This is a genomic window from Gymnodinialimonas sp., assembly GCF_059726805.1.
Genome location: NZ_AP041059.1, coordinates 1,522,867 through 1,546,353, shown reverse-complemented (window position 1 = coordinate 1,546,353; position 23,487 = coordinate 1,522,867). Strand labels below are relative to the sequence as shown.

Genomic DNA, 23,487 nt, shown 5'->3' with positions numbered 1-23,487 from the left:
TCGGCGAAGGGCTTAATCGGCGAACGGGTCCGTCACAAGGATCGTGTCCTCGCGCTCGGGCGAGGTAGACAGTAGCGCCACGGGGCATTGGATCAACTCTTCCACCCGGCGCACGTATTTGATCGCCGCCGCCGGCAGCTCGGCCCAGGAGCGCGCGCCTTCGGTGCTGTCGGACCAGCCGGGCATTTCCTCGTAGATCGGCGTGCAGCGCGCCTGTTGGTCCGCAGCGGTGGGCAAGTAGTCGAGGCGTGTGCCATCCAACTCATAGCCGACACAGATTTTCAGGGTCTCGAACCCATCAAGGACATCCAGCTTCGTCAGGCAGATCCCGGTGATCCCAGAAGTGGCACAGGTTTGCCGCAAGAGCGCAGCATCAAACCAACCGCAACGGCGTTTGCGACCGGTGGTTGTACCAAACTCATGGCCCCGCTCACCCAGACGCTGGCCGTCTTCGTCATGCAATTCACTGGGGAACGGTCCCTCGCCCACGCGGGTCGTATAGGCCTTCACGATCCCCAGGACGTAGTCGATTGCGGTGGGCCCGAGGCCCACGCCCGTAGCCGCCTGGCCCGCAATCACGTTGGAGGACGTCACGAAGGGATAGGTGCCGAAATCAATGTCCAAAAGCGCCCCCTGGGCGCCCTCAAACAAGATCCGTTTTCCGGCGCGGCGTTTTTCGGCCAGGACCTTCCAGACAGGGGCCGCGTAGGGCAGGATCTTGGGCGCGACCTCACGCAGTTTTGCGAGCAGTGCTTCGGGGTCAATCTCGGGCAGGCCCAGACCTTTGCGCAGCGCATTGTGGTGCACCAACGCGCGCTCCACCCGCAGGACAAGCGTTGCATCGTCGGCAAGATCCGCCACACGGATCGCGCGGCGACCCACCTTATCCTCATAGCAGGGGCCGATGCCCCGCCCGGTCGTCCCGATCTTGGCGACCGAGTTCTGGCTTTCGCGGGCGCGGTCAAGTTCGCCGTGGAAAGGCAGGATCAGAGGGGTGTTTTCGGCCACCATCAAGGTCTCGGGCGTGATCGTGATGCCTTGGGCCTCAATGGTCTGGATCTCCTGCAACAGGTGCCAGGGGTCAAGCACAACGCCATTGCCGATGACCGACAGCTTTCCGCCGCGCACAACACCCGATGGCAGCGCATGCAGCTTGTAGACCTTGCCGTCAATGACCAGCGTGTGGCCCGCGTTGTGCCCGCCCTGGAAGCGCGCGATCACATCGGCCCGCTCGCTGAGCCAATCCACGATCTTGCCCTTGCCCTCGTCCCCCCACTGCGCGCCGACAACAACAACATTGGCCATGTGTTTTCCTTCAGATCACTTGCAAAACCCGCCAGCGGCATAGCGGGCGGGGCCATGGGAGGAAACCGAATTCCACCGCACCGCCACATTTTCAACCGCGCGGCGGGATCATTTACGTTTTGTTAACCCAAACAGCACCACCCTGCAGCGGATTGCGCCGATTAGCTGCATATGAAACCAATAGCGTCGAACACAGTTTAGGAATCATGTCTTTGTTGGGGGGAGATACCCTTGCGGCCCCCTGTCGCATCTCATATGTGAGGCGCGGACCAGAGATGTGGTCGATGGGATAAGGCCGGAACATGGAAAACGTCATCCTCGTCATTCACTTGATCCTGGCGATCTGCCTGATCGGTGTCGTGTTGCTGCAACGCTCCGAAGGGGGCGGTCTGGGCATGGGCGGCGGCGGTGGTGGCGGCGGCGGCGTCATGACGGGGCGCCAGGCGGCGACTGCCCTGGGCAAGCTGACTTGGTTTTTCGCCATTGCCTTCCTCTGCACGTCGATCGCGCTGACGATCATCGCGGCACAGAACTCTTCGGGCTCGTCCCTTCTGGACGATCTGGGCGGTCTGCCCCCGGTTGAAGGAGAGGCCGACAGCGCACTGCCGCCGATTGATCAGATGTTGCCGCCCATCGGCACCGATGGTCCGGCTCTGCCGCCGGTCTCGGAGTAACACCTAACCCCTTCGCCCTACTCGATTTCGGGGGCGCGAAGGGGCTTTCCACATAATATTGCGTCAAAAGACGGCTCTGGTCTTGTGCGACGGGGCCGAATCCGGGTACTCTCAAATCCCGTGATAATAGCAATGATGGAGTGGTCCCCGAGCGGCCTCAACCATCGGCACGGGGGACCCAACAGCCATGGCGCGTTTCATTTTCATCACCGGCGGTGTGGTCTCGTCGCTTGGCAAAGGTCTTGCTTCGGCGGCATTAGGCGCGTTGTTGCAGGCGCGTGGTTTCTCTGTTCGCCTGCGCAAGCTGGACCCTTACCTGAACGTCGACCCCGGCACGATGTCGCCGTTTGAGCATGGCGAGGTGTTCGTCACCGACGATGGCGCCGAGACGGATCTCGACCTTGGCCACTACGAACGATTCACCGGCGTCCCTGCATCGAAGACCGACTCCATCTCGTCCGGGCGCATCTACACCAACGTGCTGGAGAAAGAGCGGCGCGGTGACTACCTGGGCAAGACGATCCAGGTGATCCCCCATGTGACCAATGAAATCAAAGACTTCATCAATATCGGGGAAGATGACGTCGACTTCATGCTCTGCGAGATTGGGGGCACCGTCGGCGATATCGAGGGCCTGCCGTTCTTCGAGGCAATCCGCCAGTTCAGCCAGGACAAGGCGCGCGGTCAGTGCATTTTCATGCACCTCACGCTGCTGCCGTTCATCAAGGCCAGCGGAGAGTTGAAGACCAAGCCCACCCAGCACAGCGTCAAGGAACTCCGCTCCATCGGCCTCGCGCCCGACATCCTGGTGTGCCGGTCCGAGGGGCCGATCCCGGAGAAAGAGCGTGAAAAGCTGGCGCTGTTCTGTAACGTGCGCCCCGATGCGGTGATCGCCGCGCAGGACCTGTCGTCGATCTATACCGCGCCGCTGGCCTACCACCGCGAGGGGCTGGATCAGGCCGTGCTGGACGCCTTCGGGATCACCCCCGCGCCGAAGCCCAACCTGAGCGTCTGGGAAGATGTGGCCGACCGGATCAACAACCCCGAAGGTGAGGTGAAGGTCGCCATCGTCGGCAAATACACGCAGCTCGAAGACGCCTATAAATCCATCGCCGAGGCGCTGACCCATGGCGGCATGGCGAACCGGGTGAAGGTCAGTATCGAGTGGGTCGACGCCGAGATTTTCGAACGGGAAGAGATCGCGCCGCATCTTGAAGGCTTCCACGCCATTCTGGTGCCCGGCGGCTTTGGCGAGCGCGGTACCGAAGGCAAGATCAAGGCCGCCGAGTTCGCGCGGACCCGGATGATCCCCTACCTCGGGATTTGTCTGGGCATGCAGATGGCGGTGATCGAGGCGGCGCGCAACCTGGCCGATCTGGGCGACGCAGGGTCCGAGGAATTTGACCACGAGGCCGGGAAAAAGCGTTTTACACCAGTTGTTTACCACCTCAAGGAATGGGTGCAGGGCAACCACAAGGTGGAACGCAAAGTGGGTGACGACAAGGGCGGCACTATGCGTCTGGGCGCCTATGATGCGGTGCTGACGGAAGGGTCCCGCGTGGCGGAGGCTTATGGGACGACCACCATCGAAGAGCGTCACCGCCACCGCTACGAGGTCGACACAAAGTACCGCGAGGCGTTGGAGGACAAGGGCCTGATCTTCTCGGGCATGTCACCGGACGGCGCGCTGCCCGAGATTGTCGAAGTGAAGGACCACCCCTGGTTCATCGGCGTGCAGTTCCATCCCGAGCTGAAGTCAAAACCCTTCGCGCCGCACCCGCTGTTTCGCGATTTTGTGCGCGCGGCAAAGGAGAACTCGCGCCTCGTTTGAGGACCTGAGTTAACGAAATATCAATAGGTTACGCCGAGGTTGGGCCTATGGTGCCACATTCCTGCCGCAATCCGCCGAAAACGCAGTTGTGAAAATGCTACGGCTTTTCCGGTTGGTGCGGGCGCGTTAAGGTAAATGAAAGCGGATTCGAGCACCGCGAACAGAACGAATAAAGGACCTGCCCATGCGCCTCACGATCACAGCCCTCACCCTCGCCACCGCCGTTGCGGCATCGGGCGCGAGCGCGCAGGACGCAAGCCAGTGGACCGGGTTCTATGCCGGTTTCGCCACCAACATCATCTCGCCTGAGTTCGACAATTCCACCTCGATGGTGCCGCTGCAGGAAGGCACCGGTTTCGGGGCCTACGGCGGCTACAACTATGCGGTTGGCAGCAACTTCGTGGTCGGCGCAGAGGTTGGCATCAGCGGTCCCACGGCGTTCCAGACCGCCCTTGGCAACCCGGATTTCGAGTTTGACAACGTGATCAACGCCCGCGTCCGCGGCGGCTACGCGATCGGCAGCGCCTTGGTCTACGGCTCGCTCGGCTACCAGATGGTGAACTACAGCGCCGCTGCCGGGATCTCCACCGATGGCTCTGCCGATGGTCTGGTTTACGGCATCGGGGTCGAGATGCTGCTGAACGACAACGTTTCGGTTCGCCTCGACTACACGTCGACCCACATGAACCCCGAGGCGGGCACCCTGCCTGGCATCGCGGGTGACGCACAGATCGACGCCAACGCCGTCGGCCTTGGGGTTGCGCTGCACTTCTAAGGGGTCACTCCAAAGGCAAGCATAGCCCGTGTCGTAAGACGCGGGCTATTTCGTGGACGTCACACAGTGGCATGGATGCTCAGCACCTCATCCCGGATGATCTCCGCGATCACCCGCGCATCCGCGACCGAGAAGGTCAGCGGCAGGCGCATATCCAAGAGGCCTGCAAGGATGCGGTCTGTCTTTGGCAACACCTGCGCGGGCGCGTAGCGCCAGCTGTCATAGCGGGACGTGAAGGCCGCAGGCTCCGGCGCGCCGAACCATTTCAACTCCACCCCCCGGGCTTTGCAGCCAGCGACAACGGCCTCAATCGCGGCGGGCGCGATCCCCGGCAGCAGCACCTGAATGGACGAGCCGACGATGCTCTCTTCATCGGGGCGTTCAATCACCTGCAGGCCCGGCGTGTTGCGCAGCCCCTCCTCCACCGCGTGGTAGAGCGCGTTCCAGCGCGCCACCTGCGCGGGCAGATCGGCCAACTGCGGGCGCAGGATCGCGGCGCGCAGGTTGTCCATCCGCCCCGAGACATTGGGCGTTACGTATTTCACCTCGGCAAACACCTCCAGCGCCGGAGCCGCCGTGTGTCGCTCAAACAACATGTAAGAGCCTGATAACATGATCGCTTTCGCCATCATCTCGGCATCATCGGTGACCAGCAGACCGCCCTCACCGGAATTGATGTGCTTGTAGGTCTGCGTGGAATAACACCCGAACAGCCCGTGCCGCCCCGACGGCACGCCGCGCCAGGCGCCGCCCATGGTATGGGCGCAATCCTCGATCACTGTAATGCCTGCGGCGTCACAGATCTCCATCAGGCGGTCCATGTCGCACAGGTGCCCGCGCATGTGGCTCAGCAGCAAGACGCGCGCGCCCGAGGCCTCGGCTTTCGCGGCCAGATCCTCCAGGTCGATCACCAGCGCCTCGGTCACTTCCACGAATACCGGCTCGGCGTTCACCGCCGCAATCGCGCCGGGCACCGGGGCGAGCGTGAAGCCGTTGGTCAGCACCTTGTCGCCCGGGCCGACGCCCACGGCGCGCAGGGCCGCCCCCATCGCATAGCCACCCGAGGCCACCGCAAGGCAATACTTCGCGCCGACGGAGGCCGCGAATTCCTGCTCCAGCTTGGCGACTTCGCCGTCATCATCGGGGGCAGTGTTGTAGCGGTGCAAGCGCCCCGAGCGCATCACCGCCACCGCCGCATCAATCGCGGCCTCGGGGATCGGTTCCTGCTGGGTGAAATTGCCGGTGAAAACTGTCTGTGTCATGGCGCAAAGATTGGTCCAAAGCGGGCCCGCGTCAATGGGCCAAAGCGGCTCAATCGGTCAGGCCAGCACCTGGGCGATGACACGCTCCAGATCGTCGTAGTGATCAAGCAGACCCTCGGGGTTGAGGTCTTCCACCGCGCGCCCGGTGGGGCCGAACGTCACCAGAATGCAGGGCACACCTGCCGCGAGCGCCGTCTTGCGATCCGTCACCGTGTCACCGATCAGCACCGCATTCCCAGCCGAGCCGCCAAGGCGTGCGACCGTCTCCCACAAGGGCTCGGCATGGGGTTTATTCTTGTCCAGCGTGCCTGCACCTACGAGGGCCGGGAACCTGTCGGTCAGGCCTAGACGCGCGATCAGCTCGATCGCCAAGCCCTCGGGTTTGTTGGTGCAAATGCCCGTCGCATCGCCGCGCGCGCGCAGGCGGTCCACTGCCGCGACCGCGCCGTCATAAAGCGTCGTGTGGACGTCGATGTCGCGACCATAGGCATCAAGCAGCGGCTGATACCCAGCGTCCGCCAAGCCTTCCGCGTCGTCCAGCCCCATCCGGTCCGCCGCCAGCCGCAGCATCGCGCGACCGCCCGCGAAGGCCGTCGCGTCATCGGCGCCCATCACCAGTTGCGGCGGATGCCCCAGCTCGGCCAGGGCCGCATTGGCCGAGGCGATCAAATCGCCCGCCGTGTCGGCCAGGGTTCCATCCAGGTCAAAAACGATTGTTCGCATCACTGCCCTCAGCCGCACTCGGCATTCAGTCCCATCCCGGCCTTTCGGCGTCTTTCCGCCCACTGCTATTACAGCTTGTCGGCCAATTTGAACGTATCGGGGGTTTGCCCCGGGTCCTTGCAGAGGTAATAGGCTGCAAACGCGAAGGAAAGACGTTTCATGCAGGCCACATCTCGCCCCCTTGCCCTGATCGTACTTGCGGCGGGTGCGGGCACTCGGATGAACTCCGATCTGCCCAAACCTCTGCACCTGCTGGGATGCGCGCCCCTGGTCGCCCATACCATCGCGGCGGGCGCGGCGTTGGAGCCCGCGCGCCTGATCGTGGTGACCGGCCACGGCGCCGACCAGGTGGAAGCGGCGCTGGAAGACATCGCGCCCGAGGCCACCTGCGTGCGCCAGTCCCCGCAACTGGGCACCGGCCACGCCGTCCTTCAGGCGGCAGACGCGCTTAGGGATTTCGACGGCGACGCGATGGTCCTCTACGGGGACAGCCCCTTCTTCACCGCCGAGACATTGCAGGCCATGCGCATCGCGCGCGCGGCCCATGACGTGGTGATGCTGGGGTTCCACCCGGACGATCCGGGTCGCTACGGGCGGCTGGTGATGGACGGGGACTCCCTGCAAAAGATCGTCGAGTTCAAGGACGCGACGGAGGAGGAGCGGGCAATCACCTTCTGCAACTCCGGCGTGCTCTGCGCCGATGCGGCCACGCTCATGGAGCTTCTACAACAAATCACCAACGACAATGCTTCGGGCGAATATTACCTGACGGATGTGCCCGAACTGGCCAACAAGGCGGGCCTCAAGGCCACAGCCATCGCCTGCGATCCGTCCGAGACCATCGGCATCAATTCCCGAGCCGAACTTGCGCGGGCCGAGCGGCAGTTTCAAGATCAGCGCAGGGCTGAGCTGATCGATGCAGGCGTCACCATGCAGGCCCCGGACACCGTACATTTCGCCCTCGACACCCACATCGGTCGCGACGCGGTGATCGAGCCCTATGTCGTTTTCGCCCCTGGCGTAACCGTTGAATCCGGCGCGCAGATCCGCGCGTTTTCCCACCTGGAAGGCTGCCATGTCAGCGCGGGCGCCACCGTCGGCCCATATGCGCGGCTGCGCCCCGGCGCGGAAATCGCCAATGACGCGCGGATCGGCAATTTTGTTGAGGTCAAGCAGGCCCAGATCGCCGAGGGCGCGAAGGTCAATCACCTCTCCTACATCGGCGATGCGAGCGTGGGCGAGCGGGCCAATATCGGCGCGGGCACCGTCACCTGCAATTACGACGGCGTCATGAAGCACCATACCACGATCGGCGCCGATGCCTTCATCGGCTCCGACACCATGCTGGTCGCCCCCGTCACCGTCGGCGCGCGCGCGATGACGGCCAGCGGCTCGACCATCACCGAAGATATTCCCGACGGCGCCTTGGCCATCAGCCGCGCCAAACAAGTGAATAAGCCTGGCCTTGCAGTAAAACTGCGCGACCGGCTCAACGCCATTAAGCTAGCAAAGTCAAAGGACTAACGACATGTGTGGAATCGTTGGCGTCTTGGGCAACCACGAGGTTGCACCAATCCTGGTGGAGGCGCTGAAACGCCTGGAATATCGCGGCTACGACAGTGCCGGGATCGCCACGGTGCAGGATGGTGTGCTGGACAGACGCCGCGCCGTGGGCAAGCTGGTGAACCTGTCCGACGCGCTGGTCCATGATCCGCTGGCGGGCAAATCCGGCATCGGCCACACCCGTTGGGCGACCCATGGCGCCCCCACAGTCACCAACGCACACCCCCATCAGGCGGGCCGCGTCGCGGTCGTGCACAACGGCATCATCGAGAACTATAAAGAGTTGCGCGCGCGCCTGCCCCACCGCACCTTTGTGACCCAGACCGACACCGAAACCGTGGCGCAGCTTTGCGAGGATTTCCTCGATCAGGGCCTTTCCCCGCGCGAGGCGGCAGTGGAAACGCTGAAAAACCTGGAAGGCGCCTATGCCTTGGCGTTCCTGTTCCACGGCGAAGAAGACCTGATCGTCGCCGCGCGCATGGGCTCTCCACTGGCCATCGGGCACGGCGAGGGCGAGATGTTCGTGGGCTCCGACGCCATCGCGCTCAGCCCCATGACCCCCCTCATCACCTATCTGGAGGAAGGCGATTATGCCTTCGTCTCCCGCGCCGGCGCCGAGATTTACGACGCGAACGGCTCCCTGGCGAACCGCGAGATGCACAACGTCCCGACTTTGTCGGCGCAGCTGGACAAGGGCGGCCATAAGCACTTCATGGCCAAGGAAGTTTTCGAACAGCCCGTGGTGCTCGCCGATTGCCTGGCGTTCTACTCCGATGACAACGGCGTGGCCCTGCCACAACCGCTCGACTTCACCCAGACGGACCGAATGATTTTCGTCGCCTGCGGCACCGCCTACTACGCCTGCGCCGTGGCCAAATATTGGTTCGAGCAACTCGCAGGCATCCCCTGCGACGTCGATATCGCGTCCGAGTTCCGCTACCGCGAACCGCCGGTCTCGGAAAAGGCGACGGCGCTTTTCGTCAGCCAATCCGGAGAGACGGCAGATACCCTCGCAGCCCTGCGCTACGTGAAAGAGAAGGTCGGCCGCGTCGTCTCCGTGGTCAATGTGCCGACGTCCTCGATCGCGCGGGAATCCGATGTGACGCTGCCGATCCTGGCCGGGGTTGAGGTCGGGGTGGCTTCCACCAAGGCGTTCATGAACCAGTTGGGCGTTCTGGCCAACCTGGCCATTCTCGCCGCCCGCCAACGCGGCAAGATCGACGCGGCGCGCGAGGCGGAGTTGCTGGAAACCCTGCGCGGCATGCCCGGCCTGATCAATCAGGCGCTGGCGCTGGAAGACAAGATCGCCAAGCGCACCCACCGTTTGGCCGAGGCCAAATCGGTGCTATTCCTGGGCCGCGGCGCGATGTTCCCACTGGCCATGGAAGGCGCGCTCAAGCTCAAGGAAATCAGCTATATCCATGCCGAGGGCTATGCCTCGGGTGAGCTGAAGCACGGCCCCATTGCGCTCATCGACAAGACCGTCCCGGTGATCGTTTTCGCCCCGCGCGACGCGCTTTTCGACAAGACGGTGTCCAACATGCAAGAGGTCATGGCGCGCGACGGCAAGGTCTGGTTGATCACCGATGCCCAGGGTGCCGCCCAGGCCGGCGATGGCACCTGGGCCACGCTGGTGCTGCCCACGGTGGACCCAATCCTGGCCCCGATGCTCCACGCCGTGGCCGCCCAACTGATCGCCTACCACACCGCCCTTCACAAAGGCACCGACGTGGACCAGCCGCGCAATCTCGCCAAGTCGGTTACCGTCGAATGACGTCTTCCTCCACCAGACTGGGCCCCACCGATCTGACGCTGGAAGGTACTCACGTTTGCCTCGTCCCCCTCAGCCCGGATCACCACGATGCCCTAGCCCAGGCCAGCGCCGCCGGGCAGTTGCACAAGCTCTGGTATACGACGATCCCCTCTGCGGACGGCATGGCCGCCGAGATCACCCGCCGCCTGGCCGAGCGGGACGCCGGGACGATGATCCCCTTCACGCAGATCGATGCCACGGGCAAGCCCGTCGGCATGACGACCTATATGAACATTGACCACGCCACCCCGCGCGTTGAAATCGGTTCCACCTGGCTCGGGCCGAACGCCCAACGCGGCCCGCTTAATACCGAGGCCAAGCGGCTTCTCCTGGGCCATGCGTTCGATGTCTGGGGGTGTCTCGCAGTCGAATTCCGCACCCACCGCCTGAACCAACAATCCCGCCGCGCCATTGAACGCCTCGGCGCCCAGTTCGATGGCATCCTGCGCGCGCATTTGCGCAGCCAGGATGGCACGATCCGCGACACTGCCGTCTATTCCGTCACGGCGCCTGAATGGCCCGTGGTCCGTAGCCACCTCGATTGGCAGATCGCCAAACCGCGATGACCCCTGACGATGCGATCCAGGCCCTGCGCGCCCATGCCGACCCAGAAAAGGCCGCAGGCATGGCCGCCTACCACAAGGCGGATCGCGAGTATCTGGGGCTGTCCAACGCCATCACCGGCGAGTTGGCGACCCGGTGGCGCAAAGATGCGCCCAATCCTGAGGCTCGCGTCCGCCTCGCCCACGGCCTTTGGGAAACGGATATTTTTGAGGCCCGCATCGCCGCCGGAAAGCTGTTCCTGCAAGCCCGCATGCGCCCCGATGACACCCGCGCGTGGGCGTGGATCACCTCCGTTGTGCCGCAATTCGACAGTTGGGCCATCGCCGATGCCGTCGCCCAAGGCGCCCAGAAGCGGCTGGTACAGGATCCCACCCGCCTCGATCTTCTTGAGGAATGGACCACCTCGGATCACCTCTGGACCCGCCGGGCGGCCTTTGTCTTCACCCTGCCCTTCGTGAAATCCCGCCACCCCTCACCCACCGAAGTGGCTGCCCGCGCCCGCGTCCTCACCTGGGCCGAGGCGTTGGCGGAAGACTCGGAGTGGTTCATCCAGAAAGCCATCGCCTGGTGGCTGCGCGACCTCTCAAAACGTGATCAAAACGCCGCGCGCGCCTGGCTTGAACAACACGGGGCCCGCCTCAAGCCCTTCGCCGCGAAAGAGGCCGCGCGCTACCTGCCCTGAGGCGCCTCCCCTTCATCTTGCCAAATACAACTCAAATCCTGCCCGCAGACCCCGTCTCAAACCTCGGGGATACCGCCGGACATCACGGTCAGGAACCACTCCGTGTCGATGTTGCCGCCGCAAAGAATGACGCCAACCTTCTTGCCCGCCATCCTGTCCTTCTCCTGCATCAAGGCCGCCAGAGGCGCCGCGCCGGCGCCCTCGGCCAGGTTATGGATGTCGCGGTAGTAGACCCGGATCGCCTCGGCCACTTCCGCGTCTGACACCGTGATGATCCGCGCAGCCCCCTTGGAATAGATCTCGAACGCGGGCTCGAACGGCACCCGCACGGCCATGCCGTCCGCAAAAGTCCGTGCGCTCTCGGTCTCGATCAAACGGCCTGCTTCCACCGACAGCTTCGCGGTCTGGGCGTTCTCGCTGACCACGCCCACCACGTCACACTCCAGGCCCAGGGCGTCGCGCGCCAGAAGGGTGCCGCAGATGCCGGAGCCGCAGCCGATGGGCACGTAGATCGTGTCGAGGTCCGGCACCGCGCTCAGCAATTCCCAGGCGTAGGTCGCCACGCCCCGCACGATGGCTTCGTTGAAGGGCGGCACGATGAACAGCCCCTCGGCCTCGGCCACGCGGATCGCCTCCAGGCGGGCGGCGTCGAAATCTTCGCCGAACTCGATCACTTCCGCCCCGAAGGCGCGCATGGCTTCGTTCTTCTCGACCGAGTTGCCGTGGGGCACGTAGACCTTGGCGGTCAGCCCCGCCGCGACCGCCGCGCGGGCCTGGCCTTGCCCATGGTTGCCGCGTGTCGCCGTGCAGATGCCGGGCACGTCGGGGTGGGTCTTGACCAGCCAGTCCATGAAAGTGATCGCCCCGCGCAGCTTGAAGGCGCCGGTGGCGGTGTGGTTCTCATGCTTCACCCAGACCTCGCATCCCAGCCGCTTGGCCAGTTGCGGCCAGGCATACTGAGGTGTGGGGGACATCTGGGTGTAGACGATGCGGGCGGCCTCTTGCAGGTCTTCTATCGTGAGCTTCATGGGTCCACTTTCCACAGGATCAAGAGGTGCTCAAGCTTGCGCACCACCTCAAGTCACTGTTATATAATCATAAAAGAGTTAACGCGTTTGCGCGATAGATTGACTCATGAAGGGAGAAGCTGCAATGACAATTCTAATCACCGGCGCGAACCGAGGCATTGGCGCGGGTCTTGCGCAGCACTACCGGGACGCGGGCGAGGCGGTCATCGCCACCTCCCGCGATGGGGCGACGGGCGCGGCGCTGGATGTGACGGACCCGGCCTCGATCACTGCATTGGCTGCCACGCTGGACGGGCAGCCGCTGGACACGCTGATCTGCAACGCGGGCGTCTACCTCGACAAGGGCGAGGTGACCGCCACCGGCTATGCGCCTGATCTTTGGGCCAAAACCTTCGCGGCCAATGTCACGGGCGTGTTCCTGACCGTCCAGGCGCTTTTGCCGAACCTGAAGGCCGCGCCCGCGCCGAAGATTGCGATCATCTCCAGCCAGATGGGCTCATCCCTCAAGGCCGGGGGCAACGGGTTAATCTACCGCGCCTCCAAGGCGGCGGCGCTGAACCTGGGGCGCAACCTGGCTGTGGACCTAAAGCCGCAGGGCATCGCGGTGGGGATTTATCACCCGGGCTGGGTGCGCACCGATATGGGCAGCGACGCCGCCGCGATCAGCGTGGCGGAGTCGGTCAGCGGCCTGACGGCGCGCATCGCGGAGCTGAGCCTGACGACCACCGGCACCTTCCTGAACTGGGACGGAACCGCGCAGGCGTTTTAGCGCGGGGCATAGGATAGACGGGCTCCAGTGCCGCACAATGAATGTGCGGCCTACGGCATCGAGAGGGTTGGAGGCTGTGGGGCGTGGTCCGGCTTGCGGGTCGGGGCGCGGAGCGATAAAGGCTGCGGTCAAACGAACCAGGGAAAGATATGCCCCTTCTTGTGATGAAATTCGGCGGCACCTCTGTCGCCACGCTCGACCGCATCCGCCGCGCCGCCAAGCGCGTGGGCCGCGAGGTGGCCAACGGCTATGACGTCATCGTCATCGTCTCGGCCATGTCGGGCGAGACCAACAAACTCGTGGGTTTTGTCGAAGAGACGGGCCCGTTTTATGACGCCCGCGAGTATGACGCCGTGGTCTCTTCGGGTGAGAACGTGACCGCAGGCCTGATGGCCCTGACGCTTCAGGAAATGGAAGTGCCCGCGCGGTCCTGGCAGGGCTGGCAGGTGCCGCTTCTGACGACGGATGCCCACGCCAGCGCCCGGATCGAAGACATCCCCACCGCCAACCTGAACACCAAGTTCGACGAGGGCATGAAGGTTGCCGTGGTCGCGGGTTTCCAGGGCATCTCGCCCGAGGGGCGCATTACCACGCTGGGGCGCGGCGGGTCGGACACGACCGCCGTGGCCTTTGCGGCGGCGTTCGGCGCCGAGCGGTGTGACATCTACACCGACGTCGACGGGGTCTACACCACGGACCCGCGCATCACGACGAAGGCGCGCAAGCTGGAAAAGATTTCGTTTGAGGAGATGTTGGAGCTGGCGTCTTTGGGGGCGAAGGTCCTCCAGACCCGCTCGGTCGAATTGGCGATGCGTTACAAGGTGCGCCTGCGGGTGCTGTCATCATTTGAGGAAATGTCGGATAATGCGGGCACGCTTGTCTGCGCCGAGGAGGATATCATGGAATCCAACGTTGTGGCCGGTGTCGCCTATTCCCGCGATGAGGCGAAGATGACCCTGCAATCGGTCGAGGACCGCCCCGGCATCGCCGCCGCGATCTTTGGGCCGCTGGCCGATGCGGGTGTGAACGTGGATATGATCGTCCAGAACATCTCGGACGGCGGGATCACCGATATGACGTTCTCCTGCCCCGTGGGCGAGGTCGCGCGGGCCGAAAAGGCGATGGCCGATGCCAAGGCGTCGGGCGATATCGGCTTTGCCGGGTTGGTGGCTGATACCGACGTGGCCAAGGTGTCCATCGTGGGCATCGGGATGCGCAGCCACGCCGGCGTGGCCGCCAAGATGTTCCAAACGCTGCGCGACGAGGGCGTGAACATTAAAGTGATCACCACCTCCGAGATCAAGGTCAGCGTGCTGATCGACCGCAAGTACATGGAGCTCGCCGTGCAAGCGCTGCACGATGCCTTCGGGTTGGAAAAAGCGGCCTGACGCGGCTGGCCGCCCGGCGCCGCATTCTGAAATAATTTCTCTTTAGGTCTGTCGACGCTGCACCTGCATGCATATATGTTATCCCGTAGCAAATGATAGGTAGATCCTATCGTCCGTGAAGGGACCCAGGATGAAGCACGACACCCCCCTGAAGCGCGACCCCCACGCCATGTTGGCCGACGCCCTGGCAGAGGGGTGGGAAACGGTGGATACTCTTCCATTGCGCGGTGAGGGGGTTTTCATGGTCCTCACCCTGTCGGGGCTGACCCGCCGGGCGCATAATCGCAACAAGGTGCTGAGGCCGCGCCGCGCCGATGCATACGGGCCCAAACGCGCAACCGTGGTGGCGGTTGAAAGCGGCAATTACCTGTCGGCCATCGCCTGGACCTGGCCGAAGGACTAGCCGCGGCGCTTCACCGGCCAAACCTCCAGCACGGCAGCGGCCACCACCAGCGCGCCGCCGATCAGTTCGGTCGGGTTCAGGGTTTCGCCCGCGATGACCGCGGCGGAGGCGACGCCCACCAGAACCTCGGACATCAGCAGGATCCCGACCCGTGCCGGGTCAAGCTGCATCGTGGCCCATAAGAGCAAGGCCATGGCCGGTCCCCAAAAGAGCGCCCCTGAGGCGAGCGCCCAGAGGGCGGCCAGCGTCCACTGGGCGTCCTGCGGCGCGGCGCTGAGGGTGGGTGCCAGTACGGCAGAGGTCAGCGCCGCGCCCAGGGCGAAGACCAGCGCCGCCTCCAGCGGGGCCACCTTGGGGCGCACGCGAATGCCTGTTGTCGCGATCGACCACAGGAAGCCCGCCGCCAGGGCCATCCATTCGCCAATGCCTTGCGGTAACGGGACCTCGCCACCGGCGCTGAGCATGACGATCAGGCCGACGAGGCCAAAGCCGATGGCCACCAGCCGCAGGCCGGGCGTGTCCCACCCCATGACAAATCGCGCGATCAGGGTGCTCCAGACCGGGGTCAGGTACCAAAGCAGGATGATGATCGCGACATGGCCATAGACGAACCCGATGGAATAGAGCGCAAAGGCAGCGCCCCCCAGGGCGATGGCCGCCAGGGCGCCCTTGTCGGAGCGTCGAAAGACCCGTGGCTGCCGGGCCAGGAAGGGGACGAGGACCAGCGCCGCCGCGCCGGTAATGGCCAAGGTGCCCCAGGCGCCGGGCAGGCCCAGGGCGTCCAGTTCGCGCACCGGAATCCAGTAAAAGCCCCACAAAAGGCCGGTGCCTACGACGATGATCGTGGCCCAGATCGTGGCGCGTTCCTGATCCATGGCTGGCAGGTAGCCCAAGCCGTTCAGGAGGGCAACGCGGCCCCTCGCGCAAAAACGTGATTCTACATCGCGGGGCGGCCCTGCTAGCGTCGATGGCAAGGGACAACAGAGAGAAATCAGCCATGAAACACATACTTACAGCCGCGCTTTTGCTGGTAGGAGCGCCCGCGCTGGCGGACGGCCACGCCACCACGATCCGGGGAGAGGTCATTGACACCTGGTGCTATTTCTCGGGCGTGATGGGCGGGCCCGACGCGGTCCAGGGCACGGCGCATCACACCTGCGCAATCTGGTGCAGCGCCGGCGGCATCCCCGTGGGCCTTCTGGGCGAGGACGGCACGGTCTACATGATCCTGGCCATCGGCGGCGACGATCAAAGCGCCTCGGGCGCGACCCAGTTGGAGCTGGCGTCCCACGACATCACCGTCTCGGGCCAGGTCTTTGCGCGCGACGGGCTGAATTACCTGGTCGTCGATGAGGTCGTGGAAGACCACGGCATCACCAACGTCAACCACACCGATTTCGGGGTCATCCCCGGCTTCGCCATTCCCAACCCGGAGGGCTGAGACCATGACCTTCAAAGCATTCCCACCCCTCCTCGCTACGCTCCTCGCAGTGGGCACACCCTTGGCTGCCCAAGAAGGCCCGTTCTCCGAAGGGTCCGAGGCGCGGTCCTGGAACCTTGCCTGGGAAGAGCCTGCGCGGTTCGAGGCCACGGTCGTTGACATGCTCTGCGAAGTGGCGGGCGATTGCGACAACGCCTGCGGCACCGGTCGGCAGTTGGGCCTGTTGCGCGCGGCTGATGGCGTGCTGACCTACCCCAACAAGAACAACCAGGGCATCTTCACCGGCGCCGCCGTTGATCTGGCGCCGTTCTGTCAGATGGAGGTCGAAGTCGACGGGCTGATGATCGAGGACGAATACGTCGGCGCCACCAACGTCTACCTGGTGCAGCGCATCCGTCTTTTGACCGACGAGGAATGGACCACGGCCAACACCTGGACCGACGCCTGGGAAGTGGAGTTCCCCGAGGCCGCCGCCCAGGACGGGCGCTGGTATCGCAATGACCCCCGCGTGCTGGCGCTGATCGAGGCCGATGGCTACCTCGGCACCGGCGAGACCTGGCAGGAAGCCTGGGAGATCACCCGGTGATCACACGCGTCTTGATGATCCTCTGCGCGGGCTTGATGTCCGCGCAGGCCGCCTCTGCCCAAAGCCTCACGGAAGACCTCGGCGGGGCCTTCACGCTTACCGATCACACCGGGGCGACCCGGACCGAGGCGGATCCCGATGGCCAGCACCAGTTGCTGTTCTTCGGCTACGCCAATTGCCAGGAGATCTGCTCGGCCGTGTTCCCGACAATGGCCTCCATCGTCGACATCCTTGAAGCGGACGGCACGGCGATCCGGCCCGTACTCGTCACCGTCGACCCCGAGCGTGACACGGTGGACACGATGGCCGAAGCGCTTCACGTCCACCACCCGGATTTCGTTGGCCTGACGGGGACCGAGGCAGAGCTGCAGGTGGCATACGACGCCTACTCGGTTGAGTTTGAAGAGCTTTTCGTTGATCCGTTCTATGGCACCGTGTTTTCCCACGGGTCCTTCATCTACCTTCTGGACGGCGAGGGCACCGTCCTGACCCTGCTGCCGCCGGTCCTGGGCCCGGAGATGATGGCGCAGATCGTCTCAGGCTATCTGGACGGGGCCAGCTGAGATGAACCGCAGACGGGTGCTTTTGGGCGCGGGCGCACTGCTGCTTGTGGCGGGCGGTTTTGCCGCCACCGACGGCCGCAACCTGTTCTATGCCGCCCTGTCGGAGGGCGTCGACACTCAGATCGATGTGACCACCGCCCATGACCAGGCAAGTGCCGGTGAGATCTTGCTGATCGACATCCGGCGCCCCGATGAATGGGCCGCCACCGGCAGCCCGGCACCCGGCCACCGCCTCGACATGCGGCGCGAGGATTTCGCGGAGGCGCTGCTGGCGCTGACGGGGGGCGCCACCGATGCGCCGGTGGCGCTCATCTGCGCGCGCGGTGTGCGGTCGTCGCGGCTGACCAATCGCCTGACCGAGGCGGGCTTTACCAACATCATTGATGTGCCCGAAGGCATGCTCGGCTCGGGCGCCGGTCCCGGCTGGATACACGAAGGACTGCCCGTTGATCGAAGCTGACGCCCGGCCCCAGGCGGGCCAAATCCCTTGCAAGGGATTTGCCATAGCCTTGCAAGGCTCTGCCCAGGCTTTTGCAAAAGCCTGCGTTGCGCTGGTGGCCACCGCAGCGCCATCCTTCGCCGATTGTGCGGGTGTCGAGGGCGCCTGCACCGTCCCGCTTGGCACCTACCATATCACCCTGCCCGAGGGCGACGGCCCCTTCCCCGCCGTCATGATGCTTCACGGTGCGGGCGGGCGCGGCGAGGGGATGGTCAATATGCTGGCCGCCGCCGTCACCGCGCGGGGCTACGCGCTGATCGGCCCCCAGGGTCTGCGCCGGGAGGGCTCTCAATTCGGCTCCACCTGGTCTTTCCACCCCGAATTCACCCCGGTCCGGGACGAGGCTGCGTTCTTCGAGGAAGTCCTGGCGGACGCCACCGCGACCCACGGCATCGACCGCGACGCCGTTCTGATCGCGGGCTTTTCCATCGGTGGCTCGATGACGTCCTACCTTGCCTGCGACGCCCCTGATATCGCCCGCGCCTATGCCCCCGTTGCCGGGGCCTTCTGGCGCCCGCACCCGGCGCTTGATGCCTGTGCCGGGCCGGTCGATGTCCTGCACACCCACGGCTGGACCGACGGCACCGTCCCGATCGAGGGCCGCGTGTTCCGCGACGGCGCGGTGCGCCAAGGCGACGTTTTCGCGTCGATGGAGATCTGGCGCGAGACCAATGGCTGCGCCCGGTCCGCCCCGGACGAGATCACGAATGAGGGGCCCTATTGGCACCGCATCTGGTCATCGTGTGACGCGGGATCTTTGCAATTCGCGCTGTTCCCCGGGGGCCACGCCGTGCCGCGCGGATGGGCCGACATGGCGCTGGATTGGTTCGAGGGGCTTTGAGGGGTTTACCGCGCCGCTTGGAGCCCGTCGCGCGGGGCTATTCTGCCGCGTTTGGAAGATCCTGCAGGGTTTCGCGCAGCTCTGCCCGGTGCGCTTTGGCAGCCCGGATAATCGCGGGCGCAGCGTAGACCTCAGGCGTGCCAAGCGCCCGGGTGGTGGCCCGGAACCGCGTCAGGCGCAGGCCGGACAGCGCCGAGAGGGGCACCGCGAAGGCCAGCGAAATCGCGATGGGCAAGAGCCAGATCGAGACGATCCCGGCCAGCATCCCTGCGATCATCGCCGTGCCCGCCAGGGTCTCTAACCCATGAAATTTCAGCATCGCCCAAAGCGAATACCGCCCCCCTGCCCGGGCCTGGGGTGCCCAATCCACCTTCAGCCCCAGCGCCGTGTTGACGACGGCCAGGGTCTGCTGAACCATCAGGATCGGCGCGTAGAGAATGGACAGGATCAGCTCGGTCACGAAGGAGGCCGCGAAGCGAAAGACCCCGCCCAGATCTGCAATCCGCAAGCCCACACCGCCCACGGCAGCGGCGCCCAACGCCTTGGGGGCCAGGAGCATGCCGTACATGAAAACCAGAAGCGCGGTGGAGTGGACGGCGGTCATCTCGGGCCATTGCACCTGGGGGTTCACGCCCGAGAAGTAGCGGATCACGTTCTGCTCGCCGCCCGTGCCGATCAGCGCCCAGACCATCAGAAGCGCGAACCAGGCGGGGCTGAGCAGGTAGCTGATCGCGCCGTGGAACATGTGGAAGCGGCTGACCCCGTGGAAGCCCTTGGCCGCCAGCAGTTTGAGGTGTTGCAGGTTGCCCTGGCACCAGCGCCGGTCGCGGATCACGTAGTCGATCAGCGTGGCGGGGACTTCCTCGTAGCTGCCCTTGATCCGCGGCGAGAACCGCACGCCCCAGCCCGCGCGGCGCAGAAGCCCCGCCTCGACGAAGTCGTGGGACAGGATCAGCGCGCCCTTGCCCGAAAGCGTTCGGATCTTCGGCAGCCCGGCGCAGGAGGCGAAAGCCGCCGTGCGAATGATCGCGTTGTGGCCCCAGTAATTGCCCTCCCGGTCGCTCCAGGTCGCCAGACCCTCGGCCAGCACGGCGCCATAAATGGTGGAGGCGAACTGCTGCACGCGGGCGAAAACCGTCTCTGCCCCGTAGAGTTGCGGGAAGCTCTGGATCAGGCCTGCCGTGGGGTCATTGGACAGCTCATCGCTGAGCGCCACGATCGCGTCGCCCGACATCAGGCTGTCGGCGTCCAGCACCACCATCGCCCCGTAGCCGCCGCCCCAACGCTCCACCCAATCGGCGAGGTTGCCGACCTTGCGGTCGATGTTGTCGGCCCGGCGGCGGTAGTGGAGGCGGATGCTGTCTGGCAGACGCGCGCGCAGGGTGGCGAAGGCGCGCAGCTCCTGCTCCGCGGTCGCAGGGTCGCGGGTGTCAGACAGGATGAACAACGTGTAGCGATGCTGGGTGGGATGGGCGTCGAGCGCTTCTAACATGGCGCAGGCGTTGCCGAAAACGTCCCAGGGCACCTCGTTATAGCAGGGCACCAGAAGTGCGACATCCATCGCGGGCCCGCTCTGGGGCGCGGCGCGTTTGCGGGTCAGCACCAGGCGCAGGATGCCGACGCTGACCGTGGAGACCGACAGCGAAATCCAGAAAAAGGTGATGGCAATCAGCGCGATCAGCGCCATCTCAAAGCCCGTGAGCCCGCCCATGACGAACCAGTTGGTGAAGGCCGCGACAAGGCCGAAGGTCGTGGCGAAGGCCGGCAAGAAGGTCGCCAGCCGCCAGAGGCCCGCGCGGCCCCGGCCCAGGCCCGGCGCGCTGTCATCGCTGTAGGTGGCGCGCAGATCCTGGATCGGGCGCGACAGGGGCGCCTCGGGCGGCATGTAGGGCTCGGCGCGCAGGGGGATCGTCATGCCGACCACCGATAGAGCCAGACTTCCGACACCGGCGCGTCGCCCGCCAGCAGTTGCGCCCGCAATTCCATCGAGGAGGCCTCACCCGGCGTCAGGGCAAAGGTCAGGCGCAGCCCGCCGGTGCGCGGGTTGCGCTCCAACACACCGTCCGAGACTTCGCCGCGGTTGGTGCGGATCAGTTTGGTGTAATCGTCCGGCGTGCCCGACAGCGCCGGGTGATCGGCAAAATCGATGGCCACAAGCGTCTGCGTCCGGTTCCAGTTGCCGCCCACTGCCGTGTTCAGAACCGGGGCCACCTCGCGCGGGCGCGGCGGCTCTGCGCTCCATTCCATGTCGTAGGTGAAGCGGTATTCCTGCCCGGCGGACAGACCATTGCGGGGACGCCAGTAGGCGACGATATTGTCGTAGATCTCCAACTCTGACGGGATCTCCACCAGCTGGACGGAGCCTTCTCCCCAGCTTTCCCCCGGGGTTATCCACAATGCAGGGCGGTCTTCGTAATGGGCCTCAAAATCCTCGAAATCCGCAAGGTCCCGCGCCCGCTGCATCAGGCCAAAGCCGCGTGGGCTGTCATCGACGAAAGACGAGACCTCCAGATTTGCCGGGTTCTTCAGGGGCCGGAACAGCAACTCTCCGGCGCCGTTGTGGATCATCAGACCGTCGCTGTCATGGACAGCGGGGCGGAAATCATCGTGGCCCGCGCGGTTCGTCTGATCGTAAAGGAACATCGAGGTCAGCGGCGCGAAACCCACATGCGGCAGGTCCACGCGCGGATAAAGCGTGACCTCGACCGCCATCCGCGTCGCCTCGCCCGGGTCAATGCGGAAGGTGAACGCGCCGGTACAGCTTTCGCCGTCCAACAGCGCATGCAGGACCTGCGTCGCGTCGCCCGGCTGCGGGGCCTCCAACCAGAAGCGGGTGAATTCGGGGAATTCCTCCCCCTCCGGCCCGGCCGTGTTGATCGCCAGACCCCGCGCCGAGAGGCCATAGTTCATGCCCGTGCCGATGGCGCGGAAGTAACTCGCGCCCTGAAAGACCGCGAATTCCGTAAAGATGTCCGAGCGCTCCAGCGCCGCGCGCAGGCGCAGGCCGGAATAGCCCATCGTCTCATCTACAGGCAGTTCAGGGAACTGGTCGGTCATGTCAAACAGCGACATGTCGAATTCAAGGGTCTGGGCGATGCCGTCTTCGACCACGTTGACCTCAACGGGCCGAGGGAAATAGAGGCCGGGGTGGAAGAAATCGACCTTGAAAGGCCGGTCTTCATCGGTCCAGAGCCCGCGCTGCGGGTTGAACCACATCATCCGATATTCATCGTAGCTGAGGTTGCGCCACCCCTCCGGCACCTCAGGCAGCGGCATATGGGGGCCCTGGGACAGGCGCAGCGCCTCGGCCTCCAGCCAGGCGCGGTCAAAGGGATGGGCAGAGCCCTCCCGGAACATGGGCAGCGCGAACGCCGGGCTGCCCATGCCAGCTGCGAGGAGCGCAAGCGAGGAGGAGCCGCCAGCAAGGAGCGTCAGCGACGCCCGACGCGTGATACCGCCATTTGAAGGCCCGGCGCTCATCGCTTCGCCCGCCAGGGCTGCGATTTCACCCAGCCCACGCCATAGGCCACAGCCAGCATCAGGGCCACGCCAAAGAGGTTCACGAAGACCGTGTGCCAGGTCACATCGCGCCCCCATTGGTCCAGCCAGAAGCCGTTCAACCGCGCCAGGATCATCGAGAACACGAAGATCGCCAGCGATTGCTGGCCGATCTTCATCAACTGCCGGACGATGAAATCCCATGTCCGCGCGGCCACGCCTTGCCCGGTTGCGATCAGGTATTTGCCGCCCTCGCCCACCAGCACCCAGGCCAGATAGGCCAGCGACAGGAACTGCACATACCGGAAAAGGCCAAAGTCTGATTTCGTGATCCACATCCGGTTGGCAACGCGCCAATCGACCACGGGGTTCCCTTCAAAGGCCAGTCCGAACCATTCCCGGTTCACCGCCCGCACGCCAATGTTGGACAGCGGGATATTGGCAAGCACGATGACCAGCGCAATCGCGATCAGCCACCATTTCACGGGCGGTTTCGGGATCCAGCCGATCATGAAGGCGAACCCGGTGAAGAACACCAACTGCCAGGCGAAGGGGTTGAAGAACCATTGCCGGTCGCTCCACGGCTCGGCAGGCAGGGACAGCGCCAGGTGGCCCGCGCCCAAAGCGTCGAGAATGCGGGTTTGCGCGAAGAACCACAGGGTCACCACCACCGCCGCCGTCAGCCACAGGTTCACGCGCGCCAGCGCCATCACCAGGGGCATCATCGCCAGGATCACCAGATACATCGGCAGAATGTCGAAGTAATTCGGCACATAGCTCAGCGTCAGAAGGCCCAGCATCTGGTCCATCGAGCTTGAGACCAGCACATCGTCGCGCGTGACCCCGTTGAAGAACGGGAACAGGTTCAACTGGCCCACATAGTTGCGCTCAAATGGGCCCAGCGCGTTCAGCGCCACCATCAGGGCGGCGATGGCGAAAAACATGCCGATATGTGCCCAGTAGACCTGCCAGCACCGGAACGCCACGCGGGTCGATCCCAGGCCCCAGCCCGCCCGTTCAAACGTGCGCCCAAAGGCGATGGCCGAGGCCATGCCCGAGCAGAACACGAACATTTCCGTGGCGTCCGAGAAGCCCCAGCGCGCCGGGATCCAGGAGGTGAAGAAATTGCCGGGCGTATGGGCGAAGAGGATGATGATCATCGCGATGCCCCGGAAGAAATCCAGGCGCGGATCGCGCACCGTCGCCGGCGCGACAGCGGCGGTGGCGGCCCGGGGGGGCGGTGCGAAATCTGGTGTTGTGCTGACCATGGCCAAGGGCG

The 23,487-nt window shown here is 64.7% G+C and carries 22 protein-coding genes and 1 pseudogene; 15 read left to right on the top strand and 8 right to left on the bottom strand.

The features are described from left to right. Positions 1-12: 12 nt before the first annotated feature. Positions 13-1,305, bottom strand: a complete 1,293-nt coding sequence (locus AC6I9R_RS07625; protein WP_497863085.1) for an adenylosuccinate synthase — start codon at positions 1,303-1,305, stop codon at positions 13-15. A 302-nt stretch (positions 1,306-1,607) separates the two neighbouring features. Between AC6I9R_RS07625 and secG the strand changes: the two genes are divergently transcribed. From secG to AC6I9R_RS07610, 3 genes are all read left to right on the top strand, one after another. After that, positions 1,608-1,979 carry a preprotein translocase subunit SecG gene (secG, locus tag AC6I9R_RS07620; RefSeq protein WP_461429371.1) on the top strand — a complete coding sequence of 124 codons (372 nt, stop codon included), beginning with the start codon at positions 1,608-1,610 and terminating at the stop codon, positions 1,977-1,979. A 187-nt stretch (positions 1,980-2,166) separates the two neighbouring features. Next, entirely contained in the window at positions 2,167-3,810 is a 1,644-nt protein-coding gene (gene pyrG / locus AC6I9R_RS07615; RefSeq protein ID WP_461429370.1) for a CTP synthase, read from the top strand. A 184-nt stretch (positions 3,811-3,994) separates the two neighbouring features. Further along, entirely contained in the window at positions 3,995-4,585 is a 591-nt protein-coding gene (locus AC6I9R_RS07610) for a porin family protein (protein ID WP_461429369.1), read from the top strand. A 59-nt stretch (positions 4,586-4,644) separates the two neighbouring features. Here AC6I9R_RS07610 and AC6I9R_RS07605 read toward each other — a convergent pair whose 3' ends face one another. Together AC6I9R_RS07605 and AC6I9R_RS07600 are read right to left on the bottom strand one after the other, a co-directional pair. Beyond that, a complete protein-coding gene (locus AC6I9R_RS07605) occupies positions 4,645-5,847 on the bottom strand; it encodes a DegT/DnrJ/EryC1/StrS family aminotransferase (protein WP_461429368.1) in 1,203 nt (400 codons plus the stop codon). Between the two features lie 57 nt (positions 5,848-5,904). After that, complete coding sequence (locus AC6I9R_RS07600) at positions 5,905-6,570, bottom strand: HAD hydrolase-like protein (protein WP_461429367.1); 666 nt, start codon at positions 6,568-6,570, stop codon at positions 5,905-5,907. A 159-nt stretch (positions 6,571-6,729) separates the two neighbouring features. Between AC6I9R_RS07600 and glmU the strand changes: the two genes are divergently transcribed. The 4 genes from glmU to AC6I9R_RS07580 are packed head-to-tail and all read left to right on the top strand — an operon-like array spanning position 6,730 to position 11,192. Further along, a complete protein-coding gene (glmU, locus tag AC6I9R_RS07595) occupies positions 6,730-8,094 on the top strand; it encodes a bifunctional UDP-N-acetylglucosamine diphosphorylase/glucosamine-1-phosphate N-acetyltransferase GlmU (protein ID WP_461429366.1) in 1,365 nt (454 codons plus the stop codon). Between the two features lie 4 nt (positions 8,095-8,098). After that, positions 8,099-9,907: a glutamine--fructose-6-phosphate transaminase (isomerizing) gene (gene glmS / locus AC6I9R_RS07590; RefSeq protein ID WP_461429365.1), complete on the top strand. Its 1,809-nt coding sequence runs from the start codon at positions 8,099-8,101 to the stop codon at positions 9,905-9,907. Then, a complete protein-coding gene (locus AC6I9R_RS07585) occupies positions 9,904-10,512 on the top strand; it encodes a GNAT family N-acetyltransferase (protein WP_461429364.1) in 609 nt (202 codons plus the stop codon). Before glmS ends, AC6I9R_RS07585 begins: the two co-directional genes overlap by 4 nt. Beyond that, the gene (locus AC6I9R_RS07580) at positions 10,509-11,192 is read left to right on the top strand and encodes a DNA alkylation repair protein (protein ID WP_461429363.1); all 684 of its coding nucleotides are present in this window, start codon (positions 10,509-10,511) and stop codon (positions 11,190-11,192) included. Before AC6I9R_RS07585 ends, AC6I9R_RS07580 begins: the two co-directional genes overlap by 4 nt. A 56-nt stretch (positions 11,193-11,248) precedes the next feature. Here AC6I9R_RS07580 and AC6I9R_RS07575 read toward each other — a convergent pair whose 3' ends face one another. Beyond that, the gene (locus tag AC6I9R_RS07575) at positions 11,249-12,220 is read right to left on the bottom strand and encodes a threonine dehydratase (protein ID WP_461429362.1); all 972 of its coding nucleotides are present in this window, start codon (positions 12,218-12,220) and stop codon (positions 11,249-11,251) included. Between the two features lie 124 nt (positions 12,221-12,344). On the opposite strand from AC6I9R_RS07575, the gene AC6I9R_RS07570 reads away from it, so the two are divergent. The 3 genes from AC6I9R_RS07570 to AC6I9R_RS07560 all read left to right on the top strand — a co-directional run bounded on the left by AC6I9R_RS07570 (position 12,345) and on the right by AC6I9R_RS07560 (position 14,780). Further along, positions 12,345-12,989: an SDR family oxidoreductase gene (locus AC6I9R_RS07570; protein WP_461429361.1), complete on the top strand. Its 645-nt coding sequence runs from the start codon at positions 12,345-12,347 to the stop codon at positions 12,987-12,989. Positions 12,990-13,138: 149 nt separating this feature from the next. Next, complete coding sequence (locus AC6I9R_RS07565; protein WP_461429360.1) at positions 13,139-14,377, top strand: aspartate kinase; 1,239 nt, start codon at positions 13,139-13,141, stop codon at positions 14,375-14,377. 130 nt (positions 14,378-14,507) lie between these two features. Then, positions 14,508-14,780, top strand: coding sequence for a hypothetical protein (locus AC6I9R_RS07560; RefSeq protein ID WP_461429359.1), 273 nt, complete (start codon positions 14,508-14,510; stop codon positions 14,778-14,780). On the opposite strand, the gene AC6I9R_RS07555 is transcribed toward AC6I9R_RS07560, so the two are convergent. Next, entirely contained in the window at positions 14,777-15,655 is an 879-nt protein-coding gene (locus AC6I9R_RS07555) for a DMT family transporter (RefSeq protein ID WP_461429358.1), read from the bottom strand. The genes AC6I9R_RS07560 and AC6I9R_RS07555 overlap by 4 nt on opposite strands. A gap of 122 nt (positions 15,656-15,777) precedes the next feature. On the opposite strand from AC6I9R_RS07555, the gene AC6I9R_RS07550 reads away from it, so the two are divergent. The 5 genes from AC6I9R_RS07550 (at position 15,778) to AC6I9R_RS07530 (ending at position 18,710) form a co-directional block, all read left to right on the top strand. Further along, on the top strand, positions 15,778-16,221 hold the full coding sequence (locus tag AC6I9R_RS07550) for a hypothetical protein (RefSeq protein ID WP_461429357.1): 444 nt from the start codon (positions 15,778-15,780) through the stop codon (positions 16,219-16,221). 4 nt (positions 16,222-16,225) lie between these two features. Continuing rightward, positions 16,226-16,807: a hypothetical protein gene (locus AC6I9R_RS07545; RefSeq protein ID WP_461429356.1), complete on the top strand. Its 582-nt coding sequence runs from the start codon at positions 16,226-16,228 to the stop codon at positions 16,805-16,807. Continuing rightward, on the top strand, positions 16,804-17,370 hold the full coding sequence (locus AC6I9R_RS07540) for an SCO family protein (protein ID WP_461429355.1): 567 nt from the start codon (positions 16,804-16,806) through the stop codon (positions 17,368-17,370). The genes AC6I9R_RS07545 and AC6I9R_RS07540 overlap by 4 nt, the downstream gene beginning before the upstream one ends. A gap of 1 nt (position 17,371) precedes the next feature. After that, a complete protein-coding gene (locus tag AC6I9R_RS07535; protein ID WP_461429354.1) occupies positions 17,372-17,830 on the top strand; it encodes a rhodanese-like domain-containing protein in 459 nt (152 codons plus the stop codon). Between the two features lie 94 nt (positions 17,831-17,924). Further along, positions 17,925-18,710 (top strand): CE1 family esterase, encoded by a 786-nt coding sequence (locus AC6I9R_RS07530; RefSeq protein ID WP_461429353.1) that lies wholly within the window; start codon positions 17,925-17,927, stop codon positions 18,708-18,710. Between the two features lie 121 nt (positions 18,711-18,831). Here AC6I9R_RS07530 and mdoH read toward each other — a convergent pair. The 3 genes and pseudogenes from mdoH to AC6I9R_RS07515 form a co-directional block, all read right to left on the bottom strand. After that, positions 18,832-20,595: pseudogene (gene mdoH, locus AC6I9R_RS07525) on the bottom strand (glucans biosynthesis glucosyltransferase MdoH); the annotation flags it as partial. 26 nt (positions 20,596-20,621) lie between these two features. Beyond that, complete coding sequence (locus AC6I9R_RS07520) at positions 20,622-22,094, bottom strand: OpgD/OpgG family glucan biosynthesis protein (RefSeq protein WP_461429374.1); 1,473 nt, start codon at positions 22,092-22,094, stop codon at positions 20,622-20,624. A gap of 92 nt (positions 22,095-22,186) precedes the next feature. Beyond that, complete coding sequence (locus AC6I9R_RS07515) at positions 22,187-23,476, bottom strand: OpgC family protein (RefSeq protein WP_461429352.1); 1,290 nt, start codon at positions 23,474-23,476, stop codon at positions 22,187-22,189. Positions 23,477-23,487: the final 11 nt, after the last annotated feature.